The 24,273-nt window shown below is 44.0% G+C and carries 19 protein-coding genes; 4 read left to right on the forward strand and 15 right to left on the reverse strand.

Annotated features, from left to right (window positions below):
• Nucleotides 1–131 precede the first annotated feature (131 nt).
• The 7 genes from icmF to E2R53_RS16825 all read right to left on the reverse strand — a co-directional run bounded on the left by icmF (nucleotide 132) and on the right by E2R53_RS16825 (nucleotide 10,863).
• Nucleotides 132–3,395, reverse strand: a complete 3,264-nt coding sequence (gene icmF, locus E2R53_RS16795) for a fused isobutyryl-CoA mutase/GTPase IcmF (protein WP_133312853.1) — start codon at nucleotides 3,393–3,395, stop codon at nucleotides 132–134.
• A gap of 25 nt (nucleotides 3,396–3,420) precedes the next feature.
• Nucleotides 3,421–4,059, reverse strand: a complete 639-nt coding sequence (locus E2R53_RS16800; protein ID WP_133312854.1) for a TetR/AcrR family transcriptional regulator — start codon at nucleotides 4,057–4,059, stop codon at nucleotides 3,421–3,423.
• A 28-nt stretch (nucleotides 4,060–4,087) separates the two neighbouring features.
• Entirely contained in the window at nucleotides 4,088–5,227 is a 1,140-nt protein-coding gene (locus E2R53_RS16805; protein ID WP_133312855.1) for an acyl-CoA dehydrogenase, read from the reverse strand.
• A 146-nt stretch (nucleotides 5,228–5,373) separates the two neighbouring features.
• Entirely contained in the window at nucleotides 5,374–6,510 is a 1,137-nt protein-coding gene (locus E2R53_RS16810; RefSeq protein ID WP_133312856.1) for an acyl-CoA dehydrogenase, read from the reverse strand.
• A 24-nt stretch (nucleotides 6,511–6,534) separates the two neighbouring features.
• On the reverse strand, nucleotides 6,535–7,389 hold the full coding sequence (locus tag E2R53_RS16815; protein ID WP_133312857.1) for a 3-hydroxybutyryl-CoA dehydrogenase: 855 nt from the start codon (nucleotides 7,387–7,389) through the stop codon (nucleotides 6,535–6,537).
• Between the two features lie 27 nt (nucleotides 7,390–7,416).
• The gene (locus tag E2R53_RS16820) at nucleotides 7,417–8,595 is read right to left on the reverse strand and encodes an acetyl-CoA C-acetyltransferase (protein ID WP_133313098.1); all 1,179 of its coding nucleotides are present in this window, start codon (nucleotides 8,593–8,595) and stop codon (nucleotides 7,417–7,419) included.
• Nucleotides 8,596–8,751: 156 nt separating this feature from the next.
• Complete coding sequence (locus tag E2R53_RS16825) at nucleotides 8,752–10,863, reverse strand: (Fe-S)-binding protein (RefSeq protein ID WP_133312858.1); 2,112 nt, start codon at nucleotides 10,861–10,863, stop codon at nucleotides 8,752–8,754.
• Between the two features lie 211 nt (nucleotides 10,864–11,074).
• Between E2R53_RS16825 and cls the strand changes: the two genes are divergently transcribed.
• Nucleotides 11,075–12,268, forward strand: a complete 1,194-nt coding sequence (gene cls, locus E2R53_RS16830; RefSeq protein WP_133313099.1) for a cardiolipin synthase — start codon at nucleotides 11,075–11,077, stop codon at nucleotides 12,266–12,268.
• Between the two features lie 27 nt (nucleotides 12,269–12,295).
• Complete coding sequence (uvsE, locus tag E2R53_RS16835; protein ID WP_133312859.1) at nucleotides 12,296–13,252, forward strand: UV DNA damage repair endonuclease UvsE; 957 nt, start codon at nucleotides 12,296–12,298, stop codon at nucleotides 13,250–13,252.
• Between the two features lie 6 nt (nucleotides 13,253–13,258).
• On the opposite strand, the gene E2R53_RS16840 is transcribed toward uvsE, so the two are convergent.
• The 5 genes from E2R53_RS16840 to speE form a co-directional block, all read right to left on the reverse strand.
• Entirely contained in the window at nucleotides 13,259–13,525 is a 267-nt protein-coding gene (locus tag E2R53_RS16840) for a hypothetical protein (protein WP_133312860.1), read from the reverse strand.
• A 200-nt stretch (nucleotides 13,526–13,725) separates the two neighbouring features.
• Nucleotides 13,726–15,396, reverse strand: coding sequence for an arginine--tRNA ligase (gene argS, locus E2R53_RS16845; protein ID WP_133312861.1), 1,671 nt, complete (start codon nucleotides 15,394–15,396; stop codon nucleotides 13,726–13,728).
• Nucleotides 15,393–15,824: a DUF1934 domain-containing protein gene (locus E2R53_RS16850; protein WP_133312862.1), complete on the reverse strand. Its 432-nt coding sequence runs from the start codon at nucleotides 15,822–15,824 to the stop codon at nucleotides 15,393–15,395. Before E2R53_RS16850 ends, argS begins: the two co-directional genes overlap by 4 nt.
• A gap of 181 nt (nucleotides 15,825–16,005) precedes the next feature.
• Nucleotides 16,006–16,887, reverse strand: coding sequence for an agmatinase (speB, locus tag E2R53_RS16855; protein WP_133312863.1), 882 nt, complete (start codon nucleotides 16,885–16,887; stop codon nucleotides 16,006–16,008).
• Nucleotides 16,888–16,903: 16 nt separating this feature from the next.
• Nucleotides 16,904–17,734: a spermidine synthase gene (gene speE / locus E2R53_RS16860; protein WP_133312864.1), complete on the reverse strand. Its 831-nt coding sequence runs from the start codon at nucleotides 17,732–17,734 to the stop codon at nucleotides 16,904–16,906.
• Nucleotides 17,735–17,960: 226 nt separating this feature from the next.
• Here speE and E2R53_RS16865 point away from each other — a divergent pair, with 226 nt between their 5' ends.
• Nucleotides 17,961–20,030 carry a transglycosylase domain-containing protein gene (locus E2R53_RS16865; protein WP_133313100.1) on the forward strand — a complete coding sequence of 690 codons (2,070 nt, stop codon included), beginning with the start codon at nucleotides 17,961–17,963 and terminating at the stop codon, nucleotides 20,028–20,030.
• Between the two features lie 195 nt (nucleotides 20,031–20,225).
• On the opposite strand, the gene E2R53_RS16870 is transcribed toward E2R53_RS16865, so the two are convergent.
• Nucleotides 20,226–20,741 carry a YwhD family protein gene (locus tag E2R53_RS16870; protein WP_133312865.1) on the reverse strand — a complete coding sequence of 172 codons (516 nt, stop codon included), beginning with the start codon at nucleotides 20,739–20,741 and terminating at the stop codon, nucleotides 20,226–20,228.
• Between the two features lie 12 nt (nucleotides 20,742–20,753).
• Nucleotides 20,754–21,419, reverse strand: coding sequence for a site-2 protease family protein (locus tag E2R53_RS16875; RefSeq protein ID WP_133312866.1), 666 nt, complete (start codon nucleotides 21,417–21,419; stop codon nucleotides 20,754–20,756).
• A gap of 95 nt (nucleotides 21,420–21,514) precedes the next feature.
• Here E2R53_RS16875 and E2R53_RS16880 point away from each other — a divergent pair, with 95 nt between their 5' ends.
• Nucleotides 21,515–21,703, forward strand: a complete 189-nt coding sequence (locus tag E2R53_RS16880) for a 2-hydroxymuconate tautomerase (RefSeq protein ID WP_101567289.1) — start codon at nucleotides 21,515–21,517, stop codon at nucleotides 21,701–21,703.
• 141 nt (nucleotides 21,704–21,844) lie between these two features.
• On the opposite strand, the gene E2R53_RS16885 is transcribed toward E2R53_RS16880, so the two are convergent.
• Complete coding sequence (locus E2R53_RS16885; protein WP_133312867.1) at nucleotides 21,845–24,256, reverse strand: beta-galactosidase; 2,412 nt, start codon at nucleotides 24,254–24,256, stop codon at nucleotides 21,845–21,847.
• Nucleotides 24,257–24,273 lie beyond the last annotated feature (17 nt).

A 24,273-nucleotide genomic window follows, 5' to 3' on the forward strand; every position in this document is an offset into this window, starting at 1 on the left:
CTGTCCTAAAGAGATTCGGATTTGTGTTATTCGAAGCATGCCACTCGCAAAAAGTGTCTGCCAAGTTCAACTCGCAAGCCCTTGTTCTACATAAAAAAATCCTCCCCGGATATCCGGAGAGGCTCTTTCACTTACATATTCCGGCGATACTGCCCGCCGACTTCATATAAAGCCTGAGTGATTTGACCTAAGCTTGCATATTTTACCGTCTCCATCAATTCAGCGAAAATATTCTGATTGTGGATGGCTTCCTGCTTTAAGCGGTCGATTGCTTCGGCTGCGTATGCTTCGTTGCGTTCCTGAAACGCTCTTAAGTTTTGAATCTGAGTTTCTTTTTCTTCTTTGGATGCGCGTGCGATTTCCATGTTATCGACTGATTCCTCGGACGGCTTGTTTGGATTGATGTACGTATTTACACCAATGATCGGCAGCTGTCCTGAATGTTTTTGCATTTCATAATGCATGGACTCATCCTGGATTTTTCCGCGCTGATACTGTGTTTCCATAGCGCCTAAAACACCGCCGCGCTCATTGATGGAATCGAACTCCTTCAGAACAGCTTCCTCTACTAAATCTGTTAACTCTTCAATAATAAAGGAGCCCTGCAGAGGATTTTCATTCTTGGTTAAACCATGCTCTTTTGTAATAATCAGCTGAATCGCCATCGCTCTGCGCACGGATTCTTCTGTCGGTGTTGTGATTGCTTCATCGTAAGCGTTCGTATGAAGCGAGTTGCAGTTATCCTGCAGAGCCATTAATGCCTGCAGTGTCGTGCGGATATCGTTGAAGTCGATTTCCTGTGCATGCAGGGAGCGGCCTGATGTCTGGACATGATATTTCAGCTTTTGGCTGCGGTCGTTTGCGCCGTATTTTTCTCTCATCACGGTTGACCAGATGCGGCGTGCGACGCGTCCGATCACCGTATACTCCGGATCTAATCCATTGCTGAAGAAGAAAGAGAGATTTGGTGCGAAATCATCTATTTTCATGCCGCGGCTTAAATAATATTCAACGTAAGTGAATCCGTTCGCAAGCGTAAAGGCCAGCTGGGAAATCGGGTTAGCCCCGGCTTCTGCGATATGATAGCCCGAAATCGAAACAGAATAGTAGTTTCTTACTTTTTCATTGATAAAGTATTCTTGAATGTCACCCATCATTTTCAGAGCGAATTCCGTAGAGAAGATGCATGTGTTTTGACCTTGATCTTCTTTTAAGATATCTGCCTGTACCGTACCGCGGACGGTTTGCAGGGTTTTTTCCTTCACTGCTTTCAGCTCATCTGCAGTGAGCTCTCGGCCAAGCTCCATTTCCTGTTTTTGAATCTGCTGTTCAATCGCCGTATTCATGAACATTGCAAGAATAATAGGTGCAGGGCCGTTAATAGTCATTGAAACGGAAGTTGCCGGTGCGCACAGATCAAATCCGGCATACAGCTTTTTCATATCATCTAATGTACAGATGCTCACACCGCTTTCGCCGATCTTTCCGTAAATATCAGGACGGTAAGCAGGGTCTTCCCCGTAAAGCGTAACAGAGTCAAATGCTGTGCTCAGCCGCTTAGCCGGATCATCCTTTGACAAATAGTGAAAACGGCGATTTGTCCGTTCAGGTGTTCCTTCTCCTGCGAACTGGCGCTTCGGATCTTCTTCTGCGCGTTTGAATGGAAAAACGCCTGCCGTATACGGAAATGATCCCGGAACATTTTCTTTGTATACCCATTTTAAAATTTCACCGTAATCTTTGTATTTCGGCAAAGATACTTTAGGAATGGATAATCCTGAAAGAGAAACGGTTTTTAATTTTGTTGCGATTTCTTTATCGCGGATTTTGGTCACAAATTGATCGGCTTCATATTTCTCTCTCAAATCAGCCCATGAATCTAATATCCGTTTTGATTCTTGCGACAGCTCTTCTTCAACACTCTTTTTAATAGCTTCCAATGATTCCAGCACTTCCGGTGCAGCGCCTCTCTCTTTTACACTTTCAATTGCGCCCTGAAGCTGAAATAATCTTCTCGCAACGTCAGCCTGGTATTCAGCTTTTTGATGGTAGCTGCGGACAGATTCGCTGATTTCCCTTAAATAGTAGCGGCGGTCTGTCGGGATAATGACGTTTTGCTTTTCTACATCCTTCACGACTGGAAGGGTTGAGGACCAGCTTTTCCCAGCCTTTTCATTGATCAGATCTAAAAGCGCTACAAACAATGTGTTTGTGCCCGGATCGTTGAACTGGCTAGCAATTGTTCCATACACCGGCAAGTCTTCAAATGGACTTTCAAACAGCATGTGGCTGCGCTGATATTGCTTTTGCACCTGGCGCTTTGCATCCTGCGATCCTTTTCTCTCAAACTTGTTGATTACAATCAGATCTGCGTAATCGATCATATCTATTTTTTCAAGCTGGGACGGGGCGCCAAACTCGCTTGTCATAACATATAAAGAGAGATCACAAATTTCTGTAATTGCTGCATCACCCTGGCCGATTCCGCTTGTTTCAACAATGATCAGGTCATATCCTGCACCTTTGACAACAGCAATCGCATCATTGACCGCAAGAGACAATTCTGATCTTGATTGTCTTGTCGCAAGACTTCTCATATATACCCTTGGCGAAAAGATGGCATTCATGCGGATGCGGTCACCGAGCAGGGCTCCGCCAGTTTTTTGTTTTGTCGGGTCAATGGAGATAACCGCAATTTTGATTTCAGGAACTTCATTTAGAAATCTGCGGATCAGTTCATCTGTAAGCGAACTTTTTCCAGCTCCGCCAGTACCTGTTATCCCGATCACAGGAGCGTCTGAAGACAATTGCTTCACTTCTGAAATCACCTTTTCAGCTGTTGCCGCTGCTTCGTTTTTGCTGCTTAGCTGCGATTCTGCAACCGTAATCAGTTTTGCGATCGCCCCAACATCACCCGTTTTCAGCTTTTCGATTTCGTCCTCAATTTTCGCAACGGTTTGAAAATCGCACTCTTTCATCATGAGCTCAATCATTCCCTGAAGTCCGAGCTCTCTGCCGTCTTCAGGAGAAAAAATCCGCGCGATCCCGTATTCATGCAGTTCTTTTATTTCACGCGGAATGATGACACCGCCGCCTCCGCCGTACAGACGAATATGCGAGGCTCCTCTTTCTTTTAAAAGGTCGTACATGTATTTGAAGAATTCAACATGTCCGCCTTGATAAGAAGAGATGGCAATTCCCTGTGCATCCTCCTGAATGGCTGCATTTACGATTTCTTCAACCGAACGATTGTGTCCGAGGTGGATAACCTCTGCTCCGCTCGCCTGCAGAATTCTCCGCATAATGTTAATCGAAGCATCGTGTCCGTCAAACAAACTTGAAGCCGTTACAAAACGAACGGCATGTTTCGGTTTATAGGTCTCCTGTGTATGCATACGTCCCGCATCCCCTTTGCTCTCGTTATTTCGTTAGATTCCCGTTTTTTTCTACCCCTTGAAGAATCAGCTTCGTCTGAACTTCTATATACTCCTCTAACGTGTAGTTTCTTTGCAGAGCCCATCTTCTAAAGCCCCACATTTGCCCCTGAACGAATATATTGTGCGCCAATAATTCCCGCTCCCTGGAAGTAAGCGAGATTTCCCCTTTATCCACGCAGCCTGCAATCACTTTTTCAAACATCCCGACCATTTCGATTTCTTTTTGCAGGACGTACGGGAGAGCGTCACGCGACAATGACTTTGCCTCCTGGTACATGACAAGCACCTCATCCTGCATTTCATCGACCACTTTGAAATAGTTGGCAATGGCGACCTTTAAGCTTTCAATCGTTCCCTGCTTAATATCAATGTCTTTCTCCAGCCTGTCGCGAACCTGGTCATAGATCGTGTCACAGACAAGATACAGCACATCTTCTTTTTGTCTGATGTATTCATACAGCGTGCCGATGCTGAAGCCGGCCGCCTTGGCAATTTCCCTGGTGGTGGTGCGGTGGAATCCTTTTTGCTTAAAGAGATTTACCGCACCTTTAATCATTTGGTCACGCCGTTTTTGAACAAGCCGCTCGTCTTTGACAGAAGCATGCACTTCACGTTTCGTCATTTTCCACCGCCTCCCTGTTTTTTCTCTCTTATTTTGTAATCATTCTTGAGATAACCAGTCTTTGAATCTCCTGTGTGCCCTCATAGATTTGAGTGATTTTTGCATCTCTCATATACCGTTCTACAGGGTAATCTTTCGTGTAGCCGTAGCCGCCGAAGACCTGTACAGCTTCTGTTGTCACCTTCATTGCCGTATCTCCCGCAAAAAGCTTGGACATGGCTGATTCTTTTCCATAAGGAAGTCCTTCTGATTCAAGCCATGCAGCCTGATAGGTTAAGAGACGGGATGCTTCAACCGTTGTAGCCATATCAGCTAATTTGAAGCCGATACCCTGCTGCATTGCAATCGGTTTTCCGAACTGCTGGCGTTCTTTCGCATAAGCAACAGAAGCGTCAAGAGCACCTTGGGCGATTCCGACTGCTTGTGCGGCAATCCCGTTACGGCCGCCATCAAGGGTCATCATGGCAATTTTAAAGCCTTCTCCTTCTTGGCCAAGAAGGTTTTCTTTTGGCACGATGCAATCTTCAAAGATGATTTCTGTTGTCGGCGAGGAACGAATGCCGAGCTTGCTTTCTTTTTTGCCAACAGAGAAGCCCTTGAAGTCTTTTTCAACGATAAATGCGCTAGTGCCCTTATGTTTGCTCTCAGGGTCTGTCACCGCAAAAACAATATACGTATCGGCAATTCCGCCGTTTGTAATAAAAATTTTAGAACCATTAAGAATGTAATGGTCGCCGTCTAATTTAGCAGTTGTTCTCATGCCGCCTGCGTCAGACCCTGATCCTGGCTCAGTTAATCCGTAAGCGCCAATTTTTTCACCCTGTGCCATTGGCTTCAAATACTTCTGCTTTTGCTCTTCTGTCCCGAATTTGTAGACAGGCCAGCCTGCAAGTGATGTATGGGCTGATAAGGTAACCCCGATTGATGCACACACTCTTGAAAGCTCTTCAACCGCAATGACATACGCCAGGTAGTCGCTGCCGATGCCGCCGTATTCTTCTGGCCATGGAATGCCTGTTAAGCCGAGTTCCGCCATTTTGTCGAAAAGTTCGCGGTCAAAACGTTCTTCTTCATCGCGTTCTGCAGCTGTCGGCTCTACTTCATTTTTAGCGAAGTCTCTTACCATTTTCCGGATCATTTCATGCTCATCTGATAGTTTAAAAAACATTTATTTCATCCCCCGTTGTTTTATTTTTGGCTGTTTTCGCATAAATTGTTGTTTTCCATGATAAATGTTGTCCGTTCCTTTCCGCTCCAGGAACTTAAGGTTTTTAACATTTAATCCAAAAGGCAACAATATTTAGGAAAAGAGCCTTAATTTAAGACGTGTTTACTAATAACGATTCTTTGAATTTCGCTTGTTCCTTCGTAAATCTCGCATACTTTTGCATCCCTGAAGTAGCGTTCAACCGGATAATCTTTTGTATATCCATAGCCGCCATATACTTGAATCGCTTCTGTAGCAACCTCCATGGCTGTTTTTGAAGCAAACAGCTTAGCCATGGATGCTTCTTTTCCGCAAGGAAGTCCATTCTGCCTCAAGAAAGCGGCTCTGTATGTCAGGAGTTCAGAGGATTCAACACTTGTTGCCATGTCTGCGAGTTTAAAGCCGATGCCCTGCTGAGCAGAGATTGGCTTGCCGAATTGAACACGGTCTTTTGCATAGTTGATGGAATTCTCAAGTGCCGCCTGCGCAATGCCTAGTGACTGTGCCGCAATGCCGATTCTCCCCACATCCAGATTAGCCATGGCAATTTTAAACCCGTCTCCTTCTTCCCCAAGAAGGTTTTCACATGGAACTTCTGCATCTTCAAAGGAAAGCTGGACAGTCCGTGACCCATAAAGCCCCATTTTGTGCTCATCTTTCCCCACCACAAGACCATTCGTATTCTTTTCAACCACAAATGCTGAAATCCCCCTTATGCCTGCGCCTGGATTTGTTGACGTAAACACAATATATGTGTCTGCCTCTCCGCCATTTGTGATAAAAACCTTTGATCCATTCAAAATGTATTTGCCGTCTTTTTTTACAGCTTTTGTTTTTAAGCTGCCTGCATCAGACCCTGATCCCGGCTCTGTTAAGCAGAAGGCCCCTAAGTATTCGCCGCTTGCAAGCTTTGGAATATACTTCTTTTTCTGCTCTTCTGTTCCAAAATAAAGAATCGGATTTGTGCCGACTGAAGTATGAACGCTTAATATTACCCCTACTGTCGCGCTTACTTTTGAAAGCTCATGGATGGCGATGATGTATGAGGTAAAATCCATACCTGCTCCCCCGTATTGCTCAGGAATTGGAATCCCCATTAAACCAAGTGAGCCCATTTTACGGAGAATCTCTCTTGGAAATTCCCCCTTCTCCATTTTTGCAACATACGGCTCAATTTCTGTTTGAGCAAAATCCCGAACCATCTTCCTCATCATTTCCTGCTCTTCTGTGAAGCGAATATTCATGTTCTGTCCCCCTGTGATGTCTGATTATCCCTCGTATGAATAAAAACCTCTGCCTGTTTTACGGCCAAGCCATCCTGCTTTCACATATTTTCTGAGAAGCGGGCATGGGCGGTATTTATCATCGCCAAAGCCTTCGTGCAGCGTTTCCATAATATAGAGGCACGTATCAAGACCGATAAAGTCTGCAAGCGTGAGCGGTCCCATCGGATGATTCATCCCGAGCTTCATCACTTCATCAATCGCTTCTTTCTCTGCAACCCCTTCGTACAGAGTGTAGATGGCTTCATTGATCATCGGCATGAGGATACGATTTGAAACAAAACCAGGAAAATCATTGACTTCAACCGGAACCTTCTTCAATGTTTTCGTCATATCTTCAATCGCCTGATACACTTCATCGCTTGTTGCAAGACCGCGGATAATTTCAACCAGCTTCATCACAGGCACCGGGTTCATAAAGTGCATGCCGATTACCTTTTCAGGACGCTTTGTTGCTGCTGCGATTTCTGTAATTGGCAAAGAAGAAGTATTTGTCGCAAGAATGGTTTGCTCTGGTGTAATCTCATCAAGCTTCGCAAAAATGTCTGATTTAATTTTCATATTTTCAACAGCTGCCTCAATAACCAAATCCGTTTGTGCTGCATCTTGAAGATCTGTTGAAGCAGTCAGTCTGCTTAAGATTTCCTGCTTTTGTTCAGCTGTCATTTTTTCTTTCTCTACTTGTCTTTGAAGGTTTTTATTAATCGAAGCGAATCCCTTTTGAACGAATTCTTCTTTTAAATCATTCAAGTAAACCTTGTAGCCTGCCATTGCACAAACCTGCGCAATGCCTGATCCCATTTGACCTGCCCCGATAACCATTACGTTTTGAATACTCATGTCCATCCCCCTTGATCGTTTGAAAGCTTATACTTCAACCATGATGGCGTCGCCCTGGCCTCCGCCGCTGCAGATAGCCGCAATGCCGATTCCGCCCCCGCGTCTTTTCAGCTCATGAATCAGTGTAATAATGATTCTTGCCCCGCTTGCTCCAATCGGATGTCCGAGTGCAACGGCTCCGCCGTTTACATTTACTTTTTCAGGATGGAGTCCTGCCAGCTGATTGCTTGCTAAAGCGACCGCTGAAAATGCCTCATTAATTTCAAACAGATCGATTTCTTCAAGCTTCTTACCCGTTTTTTTCAGAAGCTCAAGAATGACAAGTCCCGGTGTTTTCGGAAAGTCCTTTGCCTCAAGCGCAATGGATGTATGGCCGATGATCGCCGCAATCGGCTGCTTTCCTTCTTGTTTAGCACGCTCTTCGCTCATCAGAACAAGAGCTCCTGCACCGTCATTGACACCTGGTGCATTTCCTGCCGTAATAGTGCCTGCTTGATTAAAAACAGGTTTTAATTTAGACAGTCTTTCAATCGATGTGTCTTTTCTAGGTGCTTCATCTTGCTCTATTTTAAGCGGATCGCCTTTACGCTGCGGAATCTCCACACTGACGATTTCTTCGCCTAATTTCCCTGATTCGATCGCTTCAACTGTACGCTTGTGACTTCTTAGCGCCCACGCGTCTTGTGCTTCTCTTGAAATGTCTAAATCTGATGCTGTTTCATTCCCGTACGTGCCCATGTGAACCCCTGTAAAGCTGCATGTAAGCCCATCATGAACCATTAAATCCTGAACCTTGGCATCCCCCATGCGAAGTCCCCATCTTGCTTTAGGCATGATGTACGGTGCATTGCTCATTGATTCCATTCCGCCTGCTACTATGACCTCTTCGTCACCTGCACGGATGATTTGATCAGCAAGTGTGACGCTTCTCATTCCTGATGCACATACTTTGTTAATCGTTTCTGTTTTTACGCTCCAGGGAATGTCAGCATGTCTTGCAGCCTGACGGGAAGGAATTTGCCCCTGACCGCCTTGCAGAACAGAACCCATAATCACTTCATCCACCTCTTCTGCGTTTACATTTGCACGCTTTAAGGCTTCTTTGATAGCGATTCCTCCGAGCTCTGACGCTGTTAGAGAGCTGAGTCCGCCCCCGAATTTTCCAAATGGTGTTCTAACACCGCTTACGATTACAGTTCGATTCATCATTCGTCATCCCCTCAAATCATTTATAAGAAAACGGTTACAAAATTCCGATTGAACGCTCGCTCAGGTTGCTTCCAGGGAAGAAGGTGAAACGAAATCCGCTTCACCCTCCTATATGTCTATCTCTTTCATTCTTCATTTATGCTGAAATTCCTTTTAAGCAACGCTCTCTTTTTTATCCCCCAGCACCGCTTTTTCAAGCAGCTCTGCTACGTCATACGTGCTGACGGTTTCTTCAACCTCTTTTGCTTTCGTTCCGTCACTCAGCATCGTTAAGCAGTACGGACAGCCTGAACTGATGACTGTCGGGTTCACTTCAAGCGCCTGGTTTGTTCTTGCCACGTTTACCCGTGAACCGGCATCTTCTTCCATCCACATGAGTCCTCCGCCTGCTCCGCAGCACATTCCCGTCTCACGGTTGCGGTTCATTTCTACAAGCTTAACTCCAGGAATGGCCTTCAGAATTTCGCGCGGCGGCTCATATACTTCGTTGTAGCGTCCCAAGTAGCAGGAGTCATGGAAGGTAATGGTCTCGTTCACTTCAAATTTAGGAATAAGTCTTCCCTCTTCTACAAGCTTGGCGAGCAGTTCTGTATGATGGTACACTTCTGCCTCGAGTCCAAAATCAGGATACTCATTTTTGAAAATGTTGTACGCATGAGGATCAATCGTGACGATTTTCTTAATCTCATTTTTCTGGAATTCATCAATATTTTTCGTTGCAAGCTCCTGGAATAAAAATTCATTTCCAAGGCGGCGAGGCGTGTCTCCCGAGTTCTTTTCCTTGTTTCCAAGGATTGCGAATTTCACTCCGGCTTCGTTTAAAAGCTTCGCAAAAGACAACGCGATTTTTTGGCTGCGGTTATCGTACGATCCCATTGAGCCTACCCAGAACAGGTACTCAAACTCTTCGCCTGCTTTACTCATTTCTTTTACAGTTGGAACATGAACGTCGTCGCGCGCCTCGCGCCAGTCTTCACGCTCTTTTCTGTTAAGGCCCCATGGATTTCCCTGGCGCTCAATGTTTGTCATCGCACGCTGTGCATCCGGATCCATCTTACCTTCTGTCAAAACAAGATAACGCCGCATATCAATGATTTTGTCTACGTGCTCGTTCATAACCGGACACTGGTCTTCACAGTTGCGGCATGTCGTACACGCCCAAATTTCTTCTTCTGTGATGATTTCGCCGATCAGGCTTGGATTATATTCAAGCGCGGCAGCTGCTTCCCTGGAACCCTGACCTGATGCCATGGCTGCAAGCTGATTGCCCTTAGTGCCGGCAAAAGCGTACGTCGGCACCCATGGAGACATGGACGTTACAGCTGCCCCTTTTTCCGTTAAATGATCGCGAAGTCTTAAAATTAAATCCATTGGAGAAAGCATTTTGCCTGTTCCGGTTGCAGGACACATATTCGTACAGCGTCCGCATTCGACACATGCATATAAATCAATCAGCTGTGTTTGTTTGAAATCTTCAATTTTTCCAACACCGAATGTTTCCTGTGATTCGTCCTCAAAATCAATCTTCTCAAGTTTTCCAGGGTTTGAAAGACGGCCGAAGTAAACATTCGCCGGACCTGCAAGCAAGTGAGCATGCTTTGATTGAGGCACATAAACCAAGAACGTTAAAAGAATAAGCAAATGCACCCACCATGAAACGTAGAAGATAACGGCCGCACCAGTTTCGCCGACAAAGCTCAGCAGATAGGCAAAGCTTGAGGCAATCGGTTCTGTCCAAGTCAGTTCATGATTGTGCCAGATTAAGTTCATTCCGTTGCCAAGCAGAACGGACAGCATCAGGCCGCCGATAAAGATTAACACAAGCCCGGCTTTAAAGTTTTTCTTTAACCGCACAAGCTTCTCAATGTACCTGCGGTAAAAAGCCCATACAACCGCAACCAGGATCATCAAAGTGACGATTTCCTGAAAGAAAGTGAAGCCCGGATAAAGCGGTCCAAGCGGAAGATGCTTGTCTGGCAATAAACCTTTAATAATAAAATCAAGTGCTCCAAACTGCACCAGGATAAACCCGTAAAAGAACATCACATGCATGATGCCGCTCTTTTTATCCTTTAGGAGCTTCTTTTGACCGAAAACATTGACCATAATGTTCTTCAGTCTTTCATTTAATTGCTGATCAAACTCTGTTTTCTTCCCGAGCTTGATGTATGCCATTCTTGAACGGATCAAGTAAATAAACAAACTTGCACCGTAAGCGGTTACAAGGATAAATGCAGCAAAATTGATCCATAACAGTGCTTCCATTTTGTCTCCCCCGTTTCTGTGATGAATTCTCCCATTGCCCCATCATTCAAAAAACTTAAAATCCATATAATTTTCTGAATCTTGCCCTATATTTACATGATAATAATGAATGAGCATTCAGTCAATGATTTTATGCTGATAATTTTTCATCCTGACGTAAAACATAATAGTTAGATGATTGGAGCAATAAGGAGGGCTTACGTTGAACAGCATGTTACTAATAGGAGCAATTGCACTGATATTTGTTGTTTGGCTGCGGCTCGACTATTCTTTTGGCAGGAAAAAACACCTCAGCAAATTAAATGAACTGAAGTACCCTCTGAGAAAAAGTAATTTTGAACTATATATTGTGGGTGAACGCTTTTATGAAAGGTTGTTTGAGGACATTGAAAATAGCACACACTCGATCCATGTGTTATTTTATATAGTAAAAAATGATCCTGACAGCGATGAATTTCTTGCCCTTCTCATGAAAAAAGCAGAACAGGGCATTGAAGTCCGGCTTCTTCTGGATTACGTCGGAAGCAAATCACTTAAAAAAGCGAAAATAGCAGAGTTAAAAAAGAGCGGAGTTTCTTTTTCGTATACACATAATCCTTCACCGCCTTACTTTTTTTACACTCTTCAGGCACGCAATCACCGAAAGATTACGGTGATTGACGGGAAGATCGGTTATTCTGGAGGATTCAATATTGGAAAAGAATATTTAGGGAAGGATCCGAAGCTTGGCTTCTGGCGGGATTATCATCTGCGCGTAACAAGTGAAGGTGTGCAGGATCTCCAAACACAATTTTTACGTGATTGGCATGAAGCGGCAAATGAAGACCTTAAAACTGTTCAAGCTTACTTCCCACCCCTCTCGCAAGGGACGATTGAACATCAATTCCTTTCTACCTACGGGCAAAGCTTAGAAGGACATTTTTTATCCTTCATCAAGCAGGCAAAAAAAGAGCTGATGATTTGCTCGCCTTATTTTATACCAGGCAAACAAATACAGGACGAGCTTATAAAAGCTCGCAGGCGCGGTGTAGATATTAAAGTTCTCGTCCCAATGAGAGCAGACCATCCTTTAGTCAAGGAAGCCTCTTTTCCATACTTCGGCCCCCTGATTCTTTCGGGCTGTGAAATCTATCAATATTATTATGGTTTTTATCATGCAAAAGTCATTGTAGTCGATGATACGCTCTGCGACATTGGAACCGCTAATTTTGACAAGCGCAGCCTTTACTTAAACGATGAAATGAATTGTCTTATTTATGATAAGGATTTTATTAAGTACGTGAAGACTACCGTTAATGAAGACATAAGAGGGTCCGTGAAGCTGACCTATGAAAAATACACTGAAAGATCAATCAAACAAAGAGGATTAGAAGCAGTCGCCACACTAGTTTCTCATTTTTTGTAAAAATTTCATAAGGAAAAGGAGCGTCATATGTTTATTCGTTTTGGCTACGTTTCAAATGCATTAAACCTGTGGGACTGCTCACCTGCAAAAACATTGACGTATGCCCGTTATTCAAAGCTTGATGGAGAGGCTCGATCTGAAGCGCTCATGTCAGTTACAGAACAGAATTTAGAGCATACTCTGCGGATGATTCATTACAATATTGCACATCAAATTGAGCTCTACCGGTTTTCATCATCCCTTGTGCCGCTTGCCACTCATCCAGATGTGAAATGGGATTTTATCACTCCTTTTTGCGATCTTTTAAAAGAAATCGGAGATTTGGTCCGGAAAAACGGTTTGAGAACGAGCTTCCATCCGAATCAATTCACATTGTTTACAAGCGATAAGCCGCATATTACGGAAAACGCAGTGATCGATATGCAGTACCATTATGACCTGCTAAAAGGGATGGGACTTGAAAAAGAAGGGTTCATCAACATTCACGTCGGCGGAGCTTATGGAAATAAAGAAACAGCGACAGAGCGTTTTTACAGCAATATAAAAGCACTTCCTGAGGGCATCAAGCAGCGAATGACACTTGAAAATGATGACAAAACATACACAACTTCTGAAACGCTTGCCATCTGTGAAAATGAAGGCATTCCGCTTATGTTTGACTATCATCACTACTGTGCAAACAAATCGGATGAAGATGATTTGGAGGAACTGCTTGTGCGTTTTGCAAAAACGTGGGAAGGAAAAGGGGCTAAGCCTAAAATCCATATTTCCTCTCCTAAATCTGAAAAAGAATTTAGAAGCCACGCTGATTATGTAGACCTGAATTTTATTATGCCTTTGCTGAAAAAACTGAAGGCAATGGAAATGGATTGCGATTTTATGATTGAGGCGAAGCAAAAGGACCGGGCTGCTTTAAGGCTGGTTGAGGAAATTTCAGCTCTTCGCGGTGTCAAAAGGCTGAGCGGCGGTTCGATTAACTGGTAGATAGGATCACGGGGTTGATGCCCCGTGATTTTCTTTTTTCTTTTCAAATATGCTGAAAAATGAGCCAATACAAAGTGCTGCAGCTACCAGGCAGAAAAGTGCGGCAACCGAAGCCAGCAGCCATTCTCCCTCAGCAAAACTGTTATATGCACCGATAGCCATCAGGATTGCAGAAAATAGCATAAACAGAAAGAAACCTGAAATCGTCATCCAGCCGATTGCCACTATTACAATAGTAATCGGAATTTTTATCAGTGCAGTCAAACAGCCCATTATGTATTGCTCCCCTCTTATGACCTTGTAATTTTTTTCCACAATTTATTGTGTTTTTAAACCCGTTTTTGCAGGTTCAAAGGATTTTAGTTTGCGATCTTATTTGGACCAGATTTGTCTGCTCACGGGAACTGCCTTTCAACTCGTCTGCCCCCGTACTGCAAGACAAAAAAAGAACGGCCATTAGCCGTTCCTCATCCTTACATTTTTTCAGGTGCAGAAACACCGATCAGTGACAATGAATTTTTCAGCGTAATTTGCGTTGCTCTCATTAGAGCGAGGCGCGCCTTACTTTTCTCTTCGTTTTCAGGATCAAGTACTTTTTCTGCGTTATAGAAGCTGTGCAGAGCAGATGCGACATCATTCACGTAATTTGTGATGCGGTGCGGAATGCGTTTTGTTGCTGCTTCTGCTACTGCCTGCGGGAATTCACCCAGTATTTTCAGGAGTTCAATTTCTTTTTCAGATGAGATGTCTGTGAAATTCTGAACAGCGTCATATGATAATCCTTGCTCTGCTCCTTGACGCAGCATACTTTCAATCCTCGCATGTGCATATTGTGCATAGAAAACAGGATTTTCATTGGATTGTGATGCGGCAAGGTCCATGTCAAAGTCCATGTGAGTGTCCGCACTTCTCATTGCGAAGAAATAACGAACAGCGTCAAGACCCACTTCTTCCATTAGATCACGCATTGTTACAGCTTTGCCTGTACGTTTGCTCATTTTCATTTTCTCGCCGTTTTTGTATAGGTGAACAAGCTGAATAATTTCAACTTCAAGTGTGTTCTTTTCATAGCCGAGCGCTTCAATTGCCGCCTTCATGCGCGGGATATACCCGTGATGATCTGCGCCCCAAATGTTGATCAGCTTTGTAAATCCGCGGTCAAGCTTGTCTTTGTGGTACGCGATATCAGGCGTTAAATACGTGTAAGAACCGTCATTCTTAATTAATACACGGTCTTTGTCATCTCCGAACACAGTTGAACGGAACCATGTAGCGCCGTCTTCTTCGAAAATGTGTCCTTTTTCACGAAGAACCTCAAGAGCCTGATCGATTTTGCCGTTATGGTAAAGGGACGTTTCTGAATACCACACATCAAATGGCACACGGAATGCTTCCAGGTCTTTTTTCAATTTATCCATCTCAAATTTCAGGCCGTATTCACGGAAAAATCCAAGACGCTCTTCTTTGCTTTCATTTGCAAAACGATCGCCGAATTCATCCGCAAGCTTTTTGCCGATTTCAATGATATCCTGGCCGTGGTAGCCGTCCTCAGGCATGGCTGCATCTTGTCCAAGCGCCTGCAGATAGCGTGCTTCAACCGAAAGAGCAAGGTTATTAATCTGGTTTCCTGCATCATTGATGTAGTATTCACGTGAAACATCATAGCCCGCTTTTGCAAGAATGTTGCAAAGTGAATCGCCGACTGCTGCGCCGCGCGCGTGTCCTAAATGAAGCGTTCCTGTCGGATTAGCCGATACGAATTCAACCTGCAGTTTTTCTTTGTTGCCGATATTGACCTCGCCATAAGAGTCGGAAGCTTTAAGAATAGATGGAATAAGATCTGTTAAATAAGAGTTGTTCATATAAAAATTAATGAATCCTGGTCCTGCGATCTCAATTTTTTCAATCGATGCTTTGCCTTTATCAAAAGAAGCAACAATGTCTTCTGCGATGGCGCGGGGTGCTTTCTTAGCAACGCGTGCAAGCTGCATCGCCATATTTGTAGAATAGTCTCCGTGAGCTTTATCTTTAGGCAGTTCAAGAATAGCGTCTGGAATTTGACTTTCTTCTGCCAGGCCTGCCTTAAGCACTGACGCTTTAATTTCACTTTTTAACCGTTCTTTTACTTGCTCAACGATGTTCATCCTTTTTCCTCCCTAAACATGATATGTAAAGTATGTAAATGCGAATCTTCTTCGCCAATCTGCAATTCATAATCAACTTTGATGATGCCGTTTGATTTCCCTTCCATCGTACGGACGGAAATCGCTGTAGTGTTTGTTTCAAGCTGAAGCTGTCCGAATTGTGTCTGATAATTCGTGATTGTTTCCGTTCCCTCAATAAAGCGCTGCTTCATTGAAATAGATCCGGACCTCATAATGAAAACCTCGTCGTCTCTGAACTTCACGACCGTTTTTACTTTTCCGTACTCATGTTCCTCGTGATAGCTTAAATAGGAGGCGTTATTTTTAACATAGTGTTCACCGCTCGTAAAAAGCTCCAGGTTCTCTGAATCATCCCCCTGGCTGATTTCGGTTTTTACGATAATTTGAACTGCTTTACTTGCCGTCATTTTGACACATCCTTTTAAAGTATCCGCTATTAACTTATCTAGTATAAAGATTTCATGAAAAAAGTTCAATAGGACGGTGGGTCGTATTCATGGTTGACGTTCTGGCATTATTTATACGCTTTTCAGCAAATATTCCAGAATAAGAAAAAAGCCCCAGTCATATCTGGAGCTTCTCCTCAAATTAAGGACGCTTTTGCACCCATCCTAAAATCATTTCACGAATTAATTTGCTTGCCGTGTTAGCTGTCTGCTCAGAGTTATCATAGATTGGAGCTACTTCTACAAGGTCAGCGCCTACTACGCTGATATCCGAGTTTGCAATCGCATGGATTGATGCAAGCAATTCTCTTGATGTAATACCGCCTGCATCCACTGTACCTGTGCCAGGTGCGTGTGCCGGATCGAGGACATCAATATCAATGGTTACATAGACAGGACGTCCTGCAAGTTTCGGAAGCACCTCTTTTAAAGGCTCAAGCACTTCAAATTTAGAAATGTGCATGCCGACTTCCTTCGCCCACTGGAATTCTTCTTTCATACCTGAACGAATACCGAATGAGTAAACATTTGATGGTCCGATCAGATTAGCTGCCTTGCGGATTGGTGTTGAGTGAGAAAGAGGCTCTCCCTCATACTCTTCGCGCAAATCAGTATGTGCGTCCATATGGATAATCGCTAGATCCGGATATTTTTTGTACATCGCTTTGATGACAGGCCATGATACAAGGTGCTCCCCTCCCATACCGAGCGGGAACTTGTCCTCAGCCAAAAGCTTATCAATGAAATCTTCGATCATATCAAGGCTTCGCTGCGGATTTCCGAACGGAAGCGGAATATCTCCTGCATCATAATACTTCACTTCTTCAAGCTCGCGGTCTAAATACGCGCTGTATTCCTCAAGGCCGATTGATACCTCGCGGATGCGTGTTGGACCAAATCTTGAACCCGGACGGTAGCTGACTGTCCAGTCCATTGGCATGCCGTATAGAACGGCTTCGCTGTCTTCAAATGTTGGATGGCTTTTAATAAAGACATTGCCTGAATAGGCTTCATCAAATCGCATTTGTATTCCCTCCTAATTATTTAATTAAGTCTGCTACAAATTTAGGCAGGGCAAACGCTGCTTTATGAAGCTCTTTTGTATAGTATTTTGTTTCAATTTCATGGAAACGCTCTTCGCTAACTTCTAGTGGATCATACTTTTTCGATCCGATTGTAAATGTCCACAGACCACTTGGATATGTTGGGATGTTTGCAATGTATAGACGCGTAATCGGGAAAATTTCTCTTACATCGCGCTGTACGTTGCGGATAAGGTCAGGTGTAAACCAAGGGTTGTCCGACTGTGCAACAAAGATGCCGTCTTCTTTAAGCGCTTTTGAGATACCTGCGTAGAAGCCTTTAGAGAAAAGGTTCACAGCTGGGCCCACAGGCTCTGTTGAATCAACCATGATTACGTCATATTCATTGTTGCTCTCTGCGATGTGCATAAATCCGTCGCCGACTTTTACCTCTACGCGCTCGTTTTCAAGCTCTCCTGCAATTTCAGGCAAGTACTTTTTAGAGTATTCAATGACTTTGCCGTCAATATCAACAAGCGTTGCTTTTTTAACGCCTGGATGCTTCATGATCTCACGGATTACGCCGCCGTCTCCGCCTCCGACTACCAATACGTTTTCAGGGTTTGGATGTGTAAACAAAGGAACGTGAGCAACCATTTCATGGTAAACAAATTCGTCTCTTTGTGAAGTCATGACCATGCCGTCTAAAAGAAGCATGTTGCCGAACTCCTCTGTTTCTACCATATCTAATTTTTGAAATTCTGTTTGCTCTGTATGTAAAGTGCGGTTAATTTTGATCGTGATGCCGAAATTCTCGGTTTGTTTTTCTGTAAACCAATGTCCTCCCATTTTAAAACTTCCTTTCTATATCAATTTTTCTTAAAGCCCTAGTTACGATTATACCCTAATCAATAAATACAATTCGCCAAAATTCGAGTTCAAAACCTCAGGAAAAAGTATAGATGAATCTAGCAAAATTGCAAGAAGAATTTTAATAGAAAAGGTTTAAAAACCCTTAAATATTCTCATAATGATTAAAAAGAAATAGAACAGATGAGGAAGCGAGGTGGAGAAATTGGAAATCATCACACCCAGAAGGCTGAAAATCACAATAAAAGCTGTTCGGGCCGCTATTTTTATTGGACTTATTTTATTATTCTTAGGATCAATCGTCCTTGCATCAATTTTGCTCACGGCGAAATGGCAGGGAGCTCCTTCCCTGACCGTTCAGCAATCTTCTATTATGTATGCAAATGATGGATCTGAGATGGGCAAGACCCATCACGGCGGAAAAAGGTATTGGGTTGATTTAGATGAAATTTCTCCTTCCTTAACCCAGGCCGCTGTTGCGATAGAAGACCGTCATTTTTATCATCATAACGGCTTTGACTATAAACGGATCGCAGGAGCTGCTCTTGCTGATTTAAAAGCAATGGCCAAGGTTCAGGGAGCGAGCACAATCAGCCAGCAATATGCCAGAAACCTGTTTTTGGGCCACGATAAAACATGGAAACGCAAGCTGACAGAAGCTTTCTACACCATTCGGCTTGAGCTGAACTACAGTAAGGAAGAAATTCTGGAAGGCTATTTAAATACGATTTATTACGGTCATGGCGCTTATGGCGTTGAGGCTGCCGCCAATTATTATTTTGACAAATCCGCCAGTGAATTATCCATGGGCGAAGCCGCCATGCTTGCAGGTATTCCAAAAGCGCCAAGCCTTTATTCGCCGCTTGAAAATGAAGTGCGTGCAAAAAGCAGGCAAGAACTTATCTTAAAAACGATGGTCAACCAAGAAATCATCAGCCAGGCAGAAGCTGATCAGGCATACGCTGAAACTCTCAGCTATCGTTCTATGAAAAATGTGAAAACAGAAGATATTGCTCCTTATTTTCAGGATGCGGTTATGAATGAGCTATCCAAAAAACTGAATCTTGATCAGACAACGATCGAAACACGGGGATTAAGAATTTTCACTACTTTAGATCCCGATATGCAGAAAATAGCTGAAAAAAAGATTGCAGATGTCATTGATGAAGCATCTGACATCCAGGTCGGATTCATGGCAATGGACCCTAAAACAGGAAGTGTAAAGGCTCTTGTAGGAGGCCGTGATTATGCAGAAAGCACGTTTAATCGGGCAACACAGGCTAAAAGGCAGCCTGGTTCAACGATGAAACCGTTTCTGTATTATGCCGCCGTAAATAAAGGCTTCACCCCTTCTACCCTATTAAGGAGCGAACCTTACAGTTTTACATTTGAGGATGGCAAATCAAGCTATAAACCAAGCAATTACAATGGGTATTATGCAAACGGCGATATAACCTTAGCTCAGGCGATCGCGCTCTCGGATAATATTTACGCCGTTAAGACTCATCTTTTTCTTGGTATGGATGAACTGATTCAGGCATCAAAAAGCTTTGGAGTAACAAGCAAATTATCACATGTGCCATCACTTGCTCTTGGAACTTCACCTGTCCGATTGACTGAAATGGTGAACGGCTATGGGATGCTTGCAAATGGAGGCAAGAAGATTGAACCTTCGTTTATAAAAAAAGTTGAAGATGCTGAGGGAAACGTGATTTATCAAAAGGAAAATGAGCCTGAGCAGCTCTTAAACAAAGAGGCAGCGTTCGTTACCTCGCATTTGATGACCGGCATGTTTGATGAAAAGCTGAATGATTATACGTCCGTAACTGGCCACACCATTATCCCTAAACTGTCGCGCGAGTATGCAGGGAAATCGGGAACGACTAAAGCGGACAGCTGGATGATCGGCTTTGCACCGCAGCTGGTGGCAGGCATCTGGACTGGCTATGATAAAGACAAAACGATTGACCTTGTTGCAGAAAGAGGCTACGCCAAACAAATTTGGGCCGAATTTATGGAAGAAGCCTTAGAAGATCAATCCGTTAAAGCATTTAATCCTCCTAAAGGCGTTATAGGTGTCTATATCAATCCTAAATCAGGCAAGCTAGCCTCAGACGATTGCCCGGTTAAGCGCTTTGCTTATTTTGTAAGGGGAACTGAGCCGACAGAGTACTGTACTGAACATTTGGAGTCAGGGAAAAAGACCAAGCCTGCAAAAGAGACTGAAAATCAGGATGAGACTTGGTATAAGAAGGTATGGAGATGGTGGGATTAGCCTTTGTATGCGAAAAGGCATCATGTATTAGCGAACGATTATTCAGCAGCAAACAGCAAACCATATGAAAAACCCCGGACCTCATACGGTCCGGGGTTTTTCGTGTCCTAGCTTTATAAGCTATGTTCAGTTTACTAATAAGCGATTTAAAGCTCAAGATTTTGACAATTTGTTCACATAAACGTCACAGAATTGTCACGCTTCGCCGAGCCCTGCTTTTAGTTCCTGATTGGAATTTTTCCACATATCCGCATTATGGTTTTTCAGGAAGTCCATTAAGATGCCTTTTGAAGCATCATCCATATGATCAACCATAATGTGGCGCTTTAAAGATTTATCCATTTTGTTCACATGCTCAGGAAGAGATTTGTAGCCTCTTCTGATGGAACGGTCGACTGTCATTTCACAGGCAGTAACCCCAGCATAATATGGCCCCTCGGGCTTGCGGTCGACAGTCACCCATACGAGCCAGAACGGCTTTCCGTCAGGCACATCTTCTTTGTTCGGCAGAAACTTGATGCCTTTTTCAACCACACTTCTTGCATGCATTGCCCCGATGTCCACAAATGCTTCTCCTTCGGTTACATCTACGAAAACCGGTGAAATGTTATCAAGGCTGAGTGCGCCGACTCCATAGCCGCCGTGACCGTCTGTCGGATCACTTTTTATAATGTTAAAACCAATCTTTTTTTTCTTTTTATCTTGTTCCAAAGAAATGACCTCCTAGAAAAACGGGTTAAGTATTGATTTAAAAACTGTCAGCACAATATCAGTCCCATATGAGAAAGCAGGCTGTATCGTGTATTTATCCAAAGGTGTCAGTACTAGAATTAAAAAAACAACGATTCCGTAGCTTTCAAACTGCGTCATTTTTGCCCTGACTCCAGCCGGTGCCAGGTCTTCAATAATCCGGTATCCATCCAGCGGCGGAAACGGAAAAAGATTAAAAATGAACAGCGTAATATTCAGCAAAACTAAAATGTTGAAGAACTGCTCCAGACTCTCCGCAGTCCCGGGAGATAAAGAAGATAACGCACCCGCACTTAAAAGTATATACCAAACAGCAAGCCCGATAAAAGCGATGACCAAATTGCTGAGCGGTCCCGCAACTGAAACGAGAACACCTGCGAGGCGCGGATTTTTAAAATAAAACCTGTTCACAGGCACCGGCTTCGCCCAGCCAAAACCGGCAATGAAGATCAGCAGTGTTCCGATCGGATCAAGATGGGCGAGCGGCGACAGCGTCAGTCTTCCCTGATTCTTCGCCGTCGGATCTCCAAATTTATATGCTACATATGCATGTGCAAATTCATGAACCGTAAACGCAATCGCCAAAACAATCACCACATACGGAATAAGCTCTAATTCAAACGCCAAAAACTCCACCAATCATTCTCCTTTATAAGCGGGTTCGCTAAACATTCTATTCTCCATCAAGTATACTATAGAAGAATCCATCTACGATAGAAAAAGGAGAGATCAACATGCCATACGTAACAGTAAAAATGCTCGAAGGCCGCACAGAAGAACAAAAAAAAGCTTTAGTTGAAAAAGTAACGGCTGCTGTATCTGAAACAACAGGTGCTCCTGCAGAAAAGATTGCGATTTTCATTGAGGAAATGAGCAAGAATCATTATGCGGTGAACGGCAAGCGTTTGAGCGACGAGGACTGAGTGCATATGGGGAAGACCGGCCGATTGCGGGCCGGTCTTTGTCTTTAAAAGAGGCTCCTGTCCCTCTCAGCAGAATGCGGGTGCCTGCAGCGCGAAAGTACAACTTGATATAAATAAAAGCCCGCGCTATGCGGGCTTCTTTCAAGCAAACAGAACTCTTAATTGATCGTCCACTCTGCTGTGTTTCCTAGATATCACAGTCTTCTGATTTCCGATTGATGTAACCTCATACTCGTCACTGGACAGGATTTCACGTTCTGTTTCAAAAACGATGATGTCCTCCGGCTGAGTCAGCCTGAACTCGATCACTTTCTCTGAACGGCCAATGATTTCAGCAGTTGAGAATACAATTTTCCCCGCCTCAGCCTCAAGCTGAACAGGCAGCATCAGCCCTTCTTTTCGTCCTAGCACGATTTCTTTTCCTCCAAACATGACTTCGCCTTGATCATAGATGTGCACGGTCTTATCAAATCCATCAAGATTTAGAAGGTGAATAAACCGTTCTCCCTCTTCATTTGCTGTCGATGTCATGAAGATGCCATGCTCTTCGCAATCATGAACAAGCTTTGGAGTGACTCCTAATTGTTCAAAAATGGTTTTAAAGAATGTGAGGTCACAAGGATAGGCTGTGCTGAGAACGACAGCTGTCCCGTCTCCAACGCGCGCTTCAAATCCGCAGACTTCATCTGTCCCGTACACTTTCAAGATTGGAGTGGTCTCCCCCGCGTCGAATACTTGTGCGAAATGGGAGCGAACCTCCGGCCGGCCTGCTGCCCAATTTTCTGCCTGGAGAGAAAGGAAATAGCTTCCCGAATCGCGGTGAATTCCTTTTTCTTTTACCCCTAATGCATCAGCAAGGATCGTGCAGGGCTTGCCATCCATATCAAACATAGGCACCTCCCCGTAAAGAAGAATGCGTCCTCCTTCATTCAGGTATGTGACGAGCTTTTTCTGGATACCAGCTGACATATATCTTGCTGAAGGAAGAGTAAGCACCTTTGTTTTTACTGGTGTCAATTCTCTATTCTGAATGTCGACCGATGTAAAGCGGTATCCAAGCAGAAGCATCGAGCGGGCCATGATTTCCCAAGAGCCTGAGGCACGGTTTGCTTCAAGGTTGCGAACGATGTCCTCCATGAGTTTGCTGGCTGGATAGCGGTATTCTGTCATATAGTAGTCCGGGATAAAGGCAAAAGAAACCTCATCATGCTCCTCGTTCATAGCCGCAATTTTATCTGATACGGCCATCATTGTCTGGATCACACTTGCCATTTTCGGATAAGTGTAGTTAAGCTTCCCTTCTGGTCCTACCGGCGCAGCAAAACCATGATGCTCGCCTGTAAAAGCAACGCGGTCATTCCCGTCCTTTAGCTCTGTATCCAAGCGGTAGTTTTTCCCGCCGGCAAATAAATAATAGTTAATCAGACGATTGCCCTGTGCTACACACATTCTCGTTTTAAAATCGACCGCAGACGGATCGTAGCGGCCGCCATAGGTATTTCCGAAGTTTCCGTCCCCGCAGTTGAACTCAACAGATGTCAGCGGCTGATCTTCGAGATGAACACTGTCCATAAAACCATTTATTAAATAGAGATCCTGAAATGTATTCATGTCCAAGTCTCCGAAGTAAATATCTGATCCCGAGATGTATCCCGGCGCTTGAGTATAAGATTCATAGAGCTGGCTGATCCCGATTGGATAAGTAAAGCCTCGTCCTCCGCCTGTTCCGTGAATATTTACGACAAATGGGATATCTCTGACGCCGAACTCTTCCGCGTATTCACGCAAAACAGCGATATAACGGGCAAAGCGGTTTCTCATGTAATAGCCTATATCATGAAGCAGTTCCCCGGCGAACTCTTCCTGAGGAGAACGGAACCGGCTATTCGCAGTCTCCTGATCATTTAAATCAAAAGGATATCTGGCTAAAAGCGTGCTGCTTTCATAGTGATTTTTCAGCCATCCTCTAAAATCCTGAAGAAGATGATCTGTTAAATCAGGACAGTTGCTGACCCATGAAAGCATTCCAACTTCATTATCAAGCTGAAACGCAATAATATTGCCGCCGTTTGTATGAAGGCGCGGAGTGACGATTTCCATGACCGCTTTATACCAATTGCGGACATCTTTTAAAAAGCCGGGTGCAAGATAGTCGACTGTCTTTGTTGTTGCAGGATTTCCGTCCCAGCCGGAAGGGATGATTTCAGGATGCTTTTCATAAACCCAATATGGAAGGCCTTCATTTTTCATTTCAGCCATAATGAATGGACCCGGACGCACGAAGAAATAAAGGCCATTTTCTTTGCAGAGATCAATGTAGGCTGCAAGATCAAGCTCCGGCCTTGTTTTTCCCGTTAAATCGAATTCCCCTTCTGATGGTTCGTGGCAAAGCCAGGGAACATAAGTAGCGACCGCATTGCATCCTGATCGCTTCAGCTTATCGATGCGGTCCTGCCAGTCACCGCGGTCGAGCCTGTAGTAATGAATTTCCCCGCACATCAGCAGCTCAGGCTTGCCATCAATCATAATTTGCTTATTCTTGATTTCAATCATTCCGCCATCCCCTTTTA

It is taken from the genome of Peribacillus frigoritolerans (genome assembly GCF_004358755.1).
Lineage (GTDB): Bacteria > Bacillota > Bacilli > Bacillales > Bacillaceae > Bacillus_P.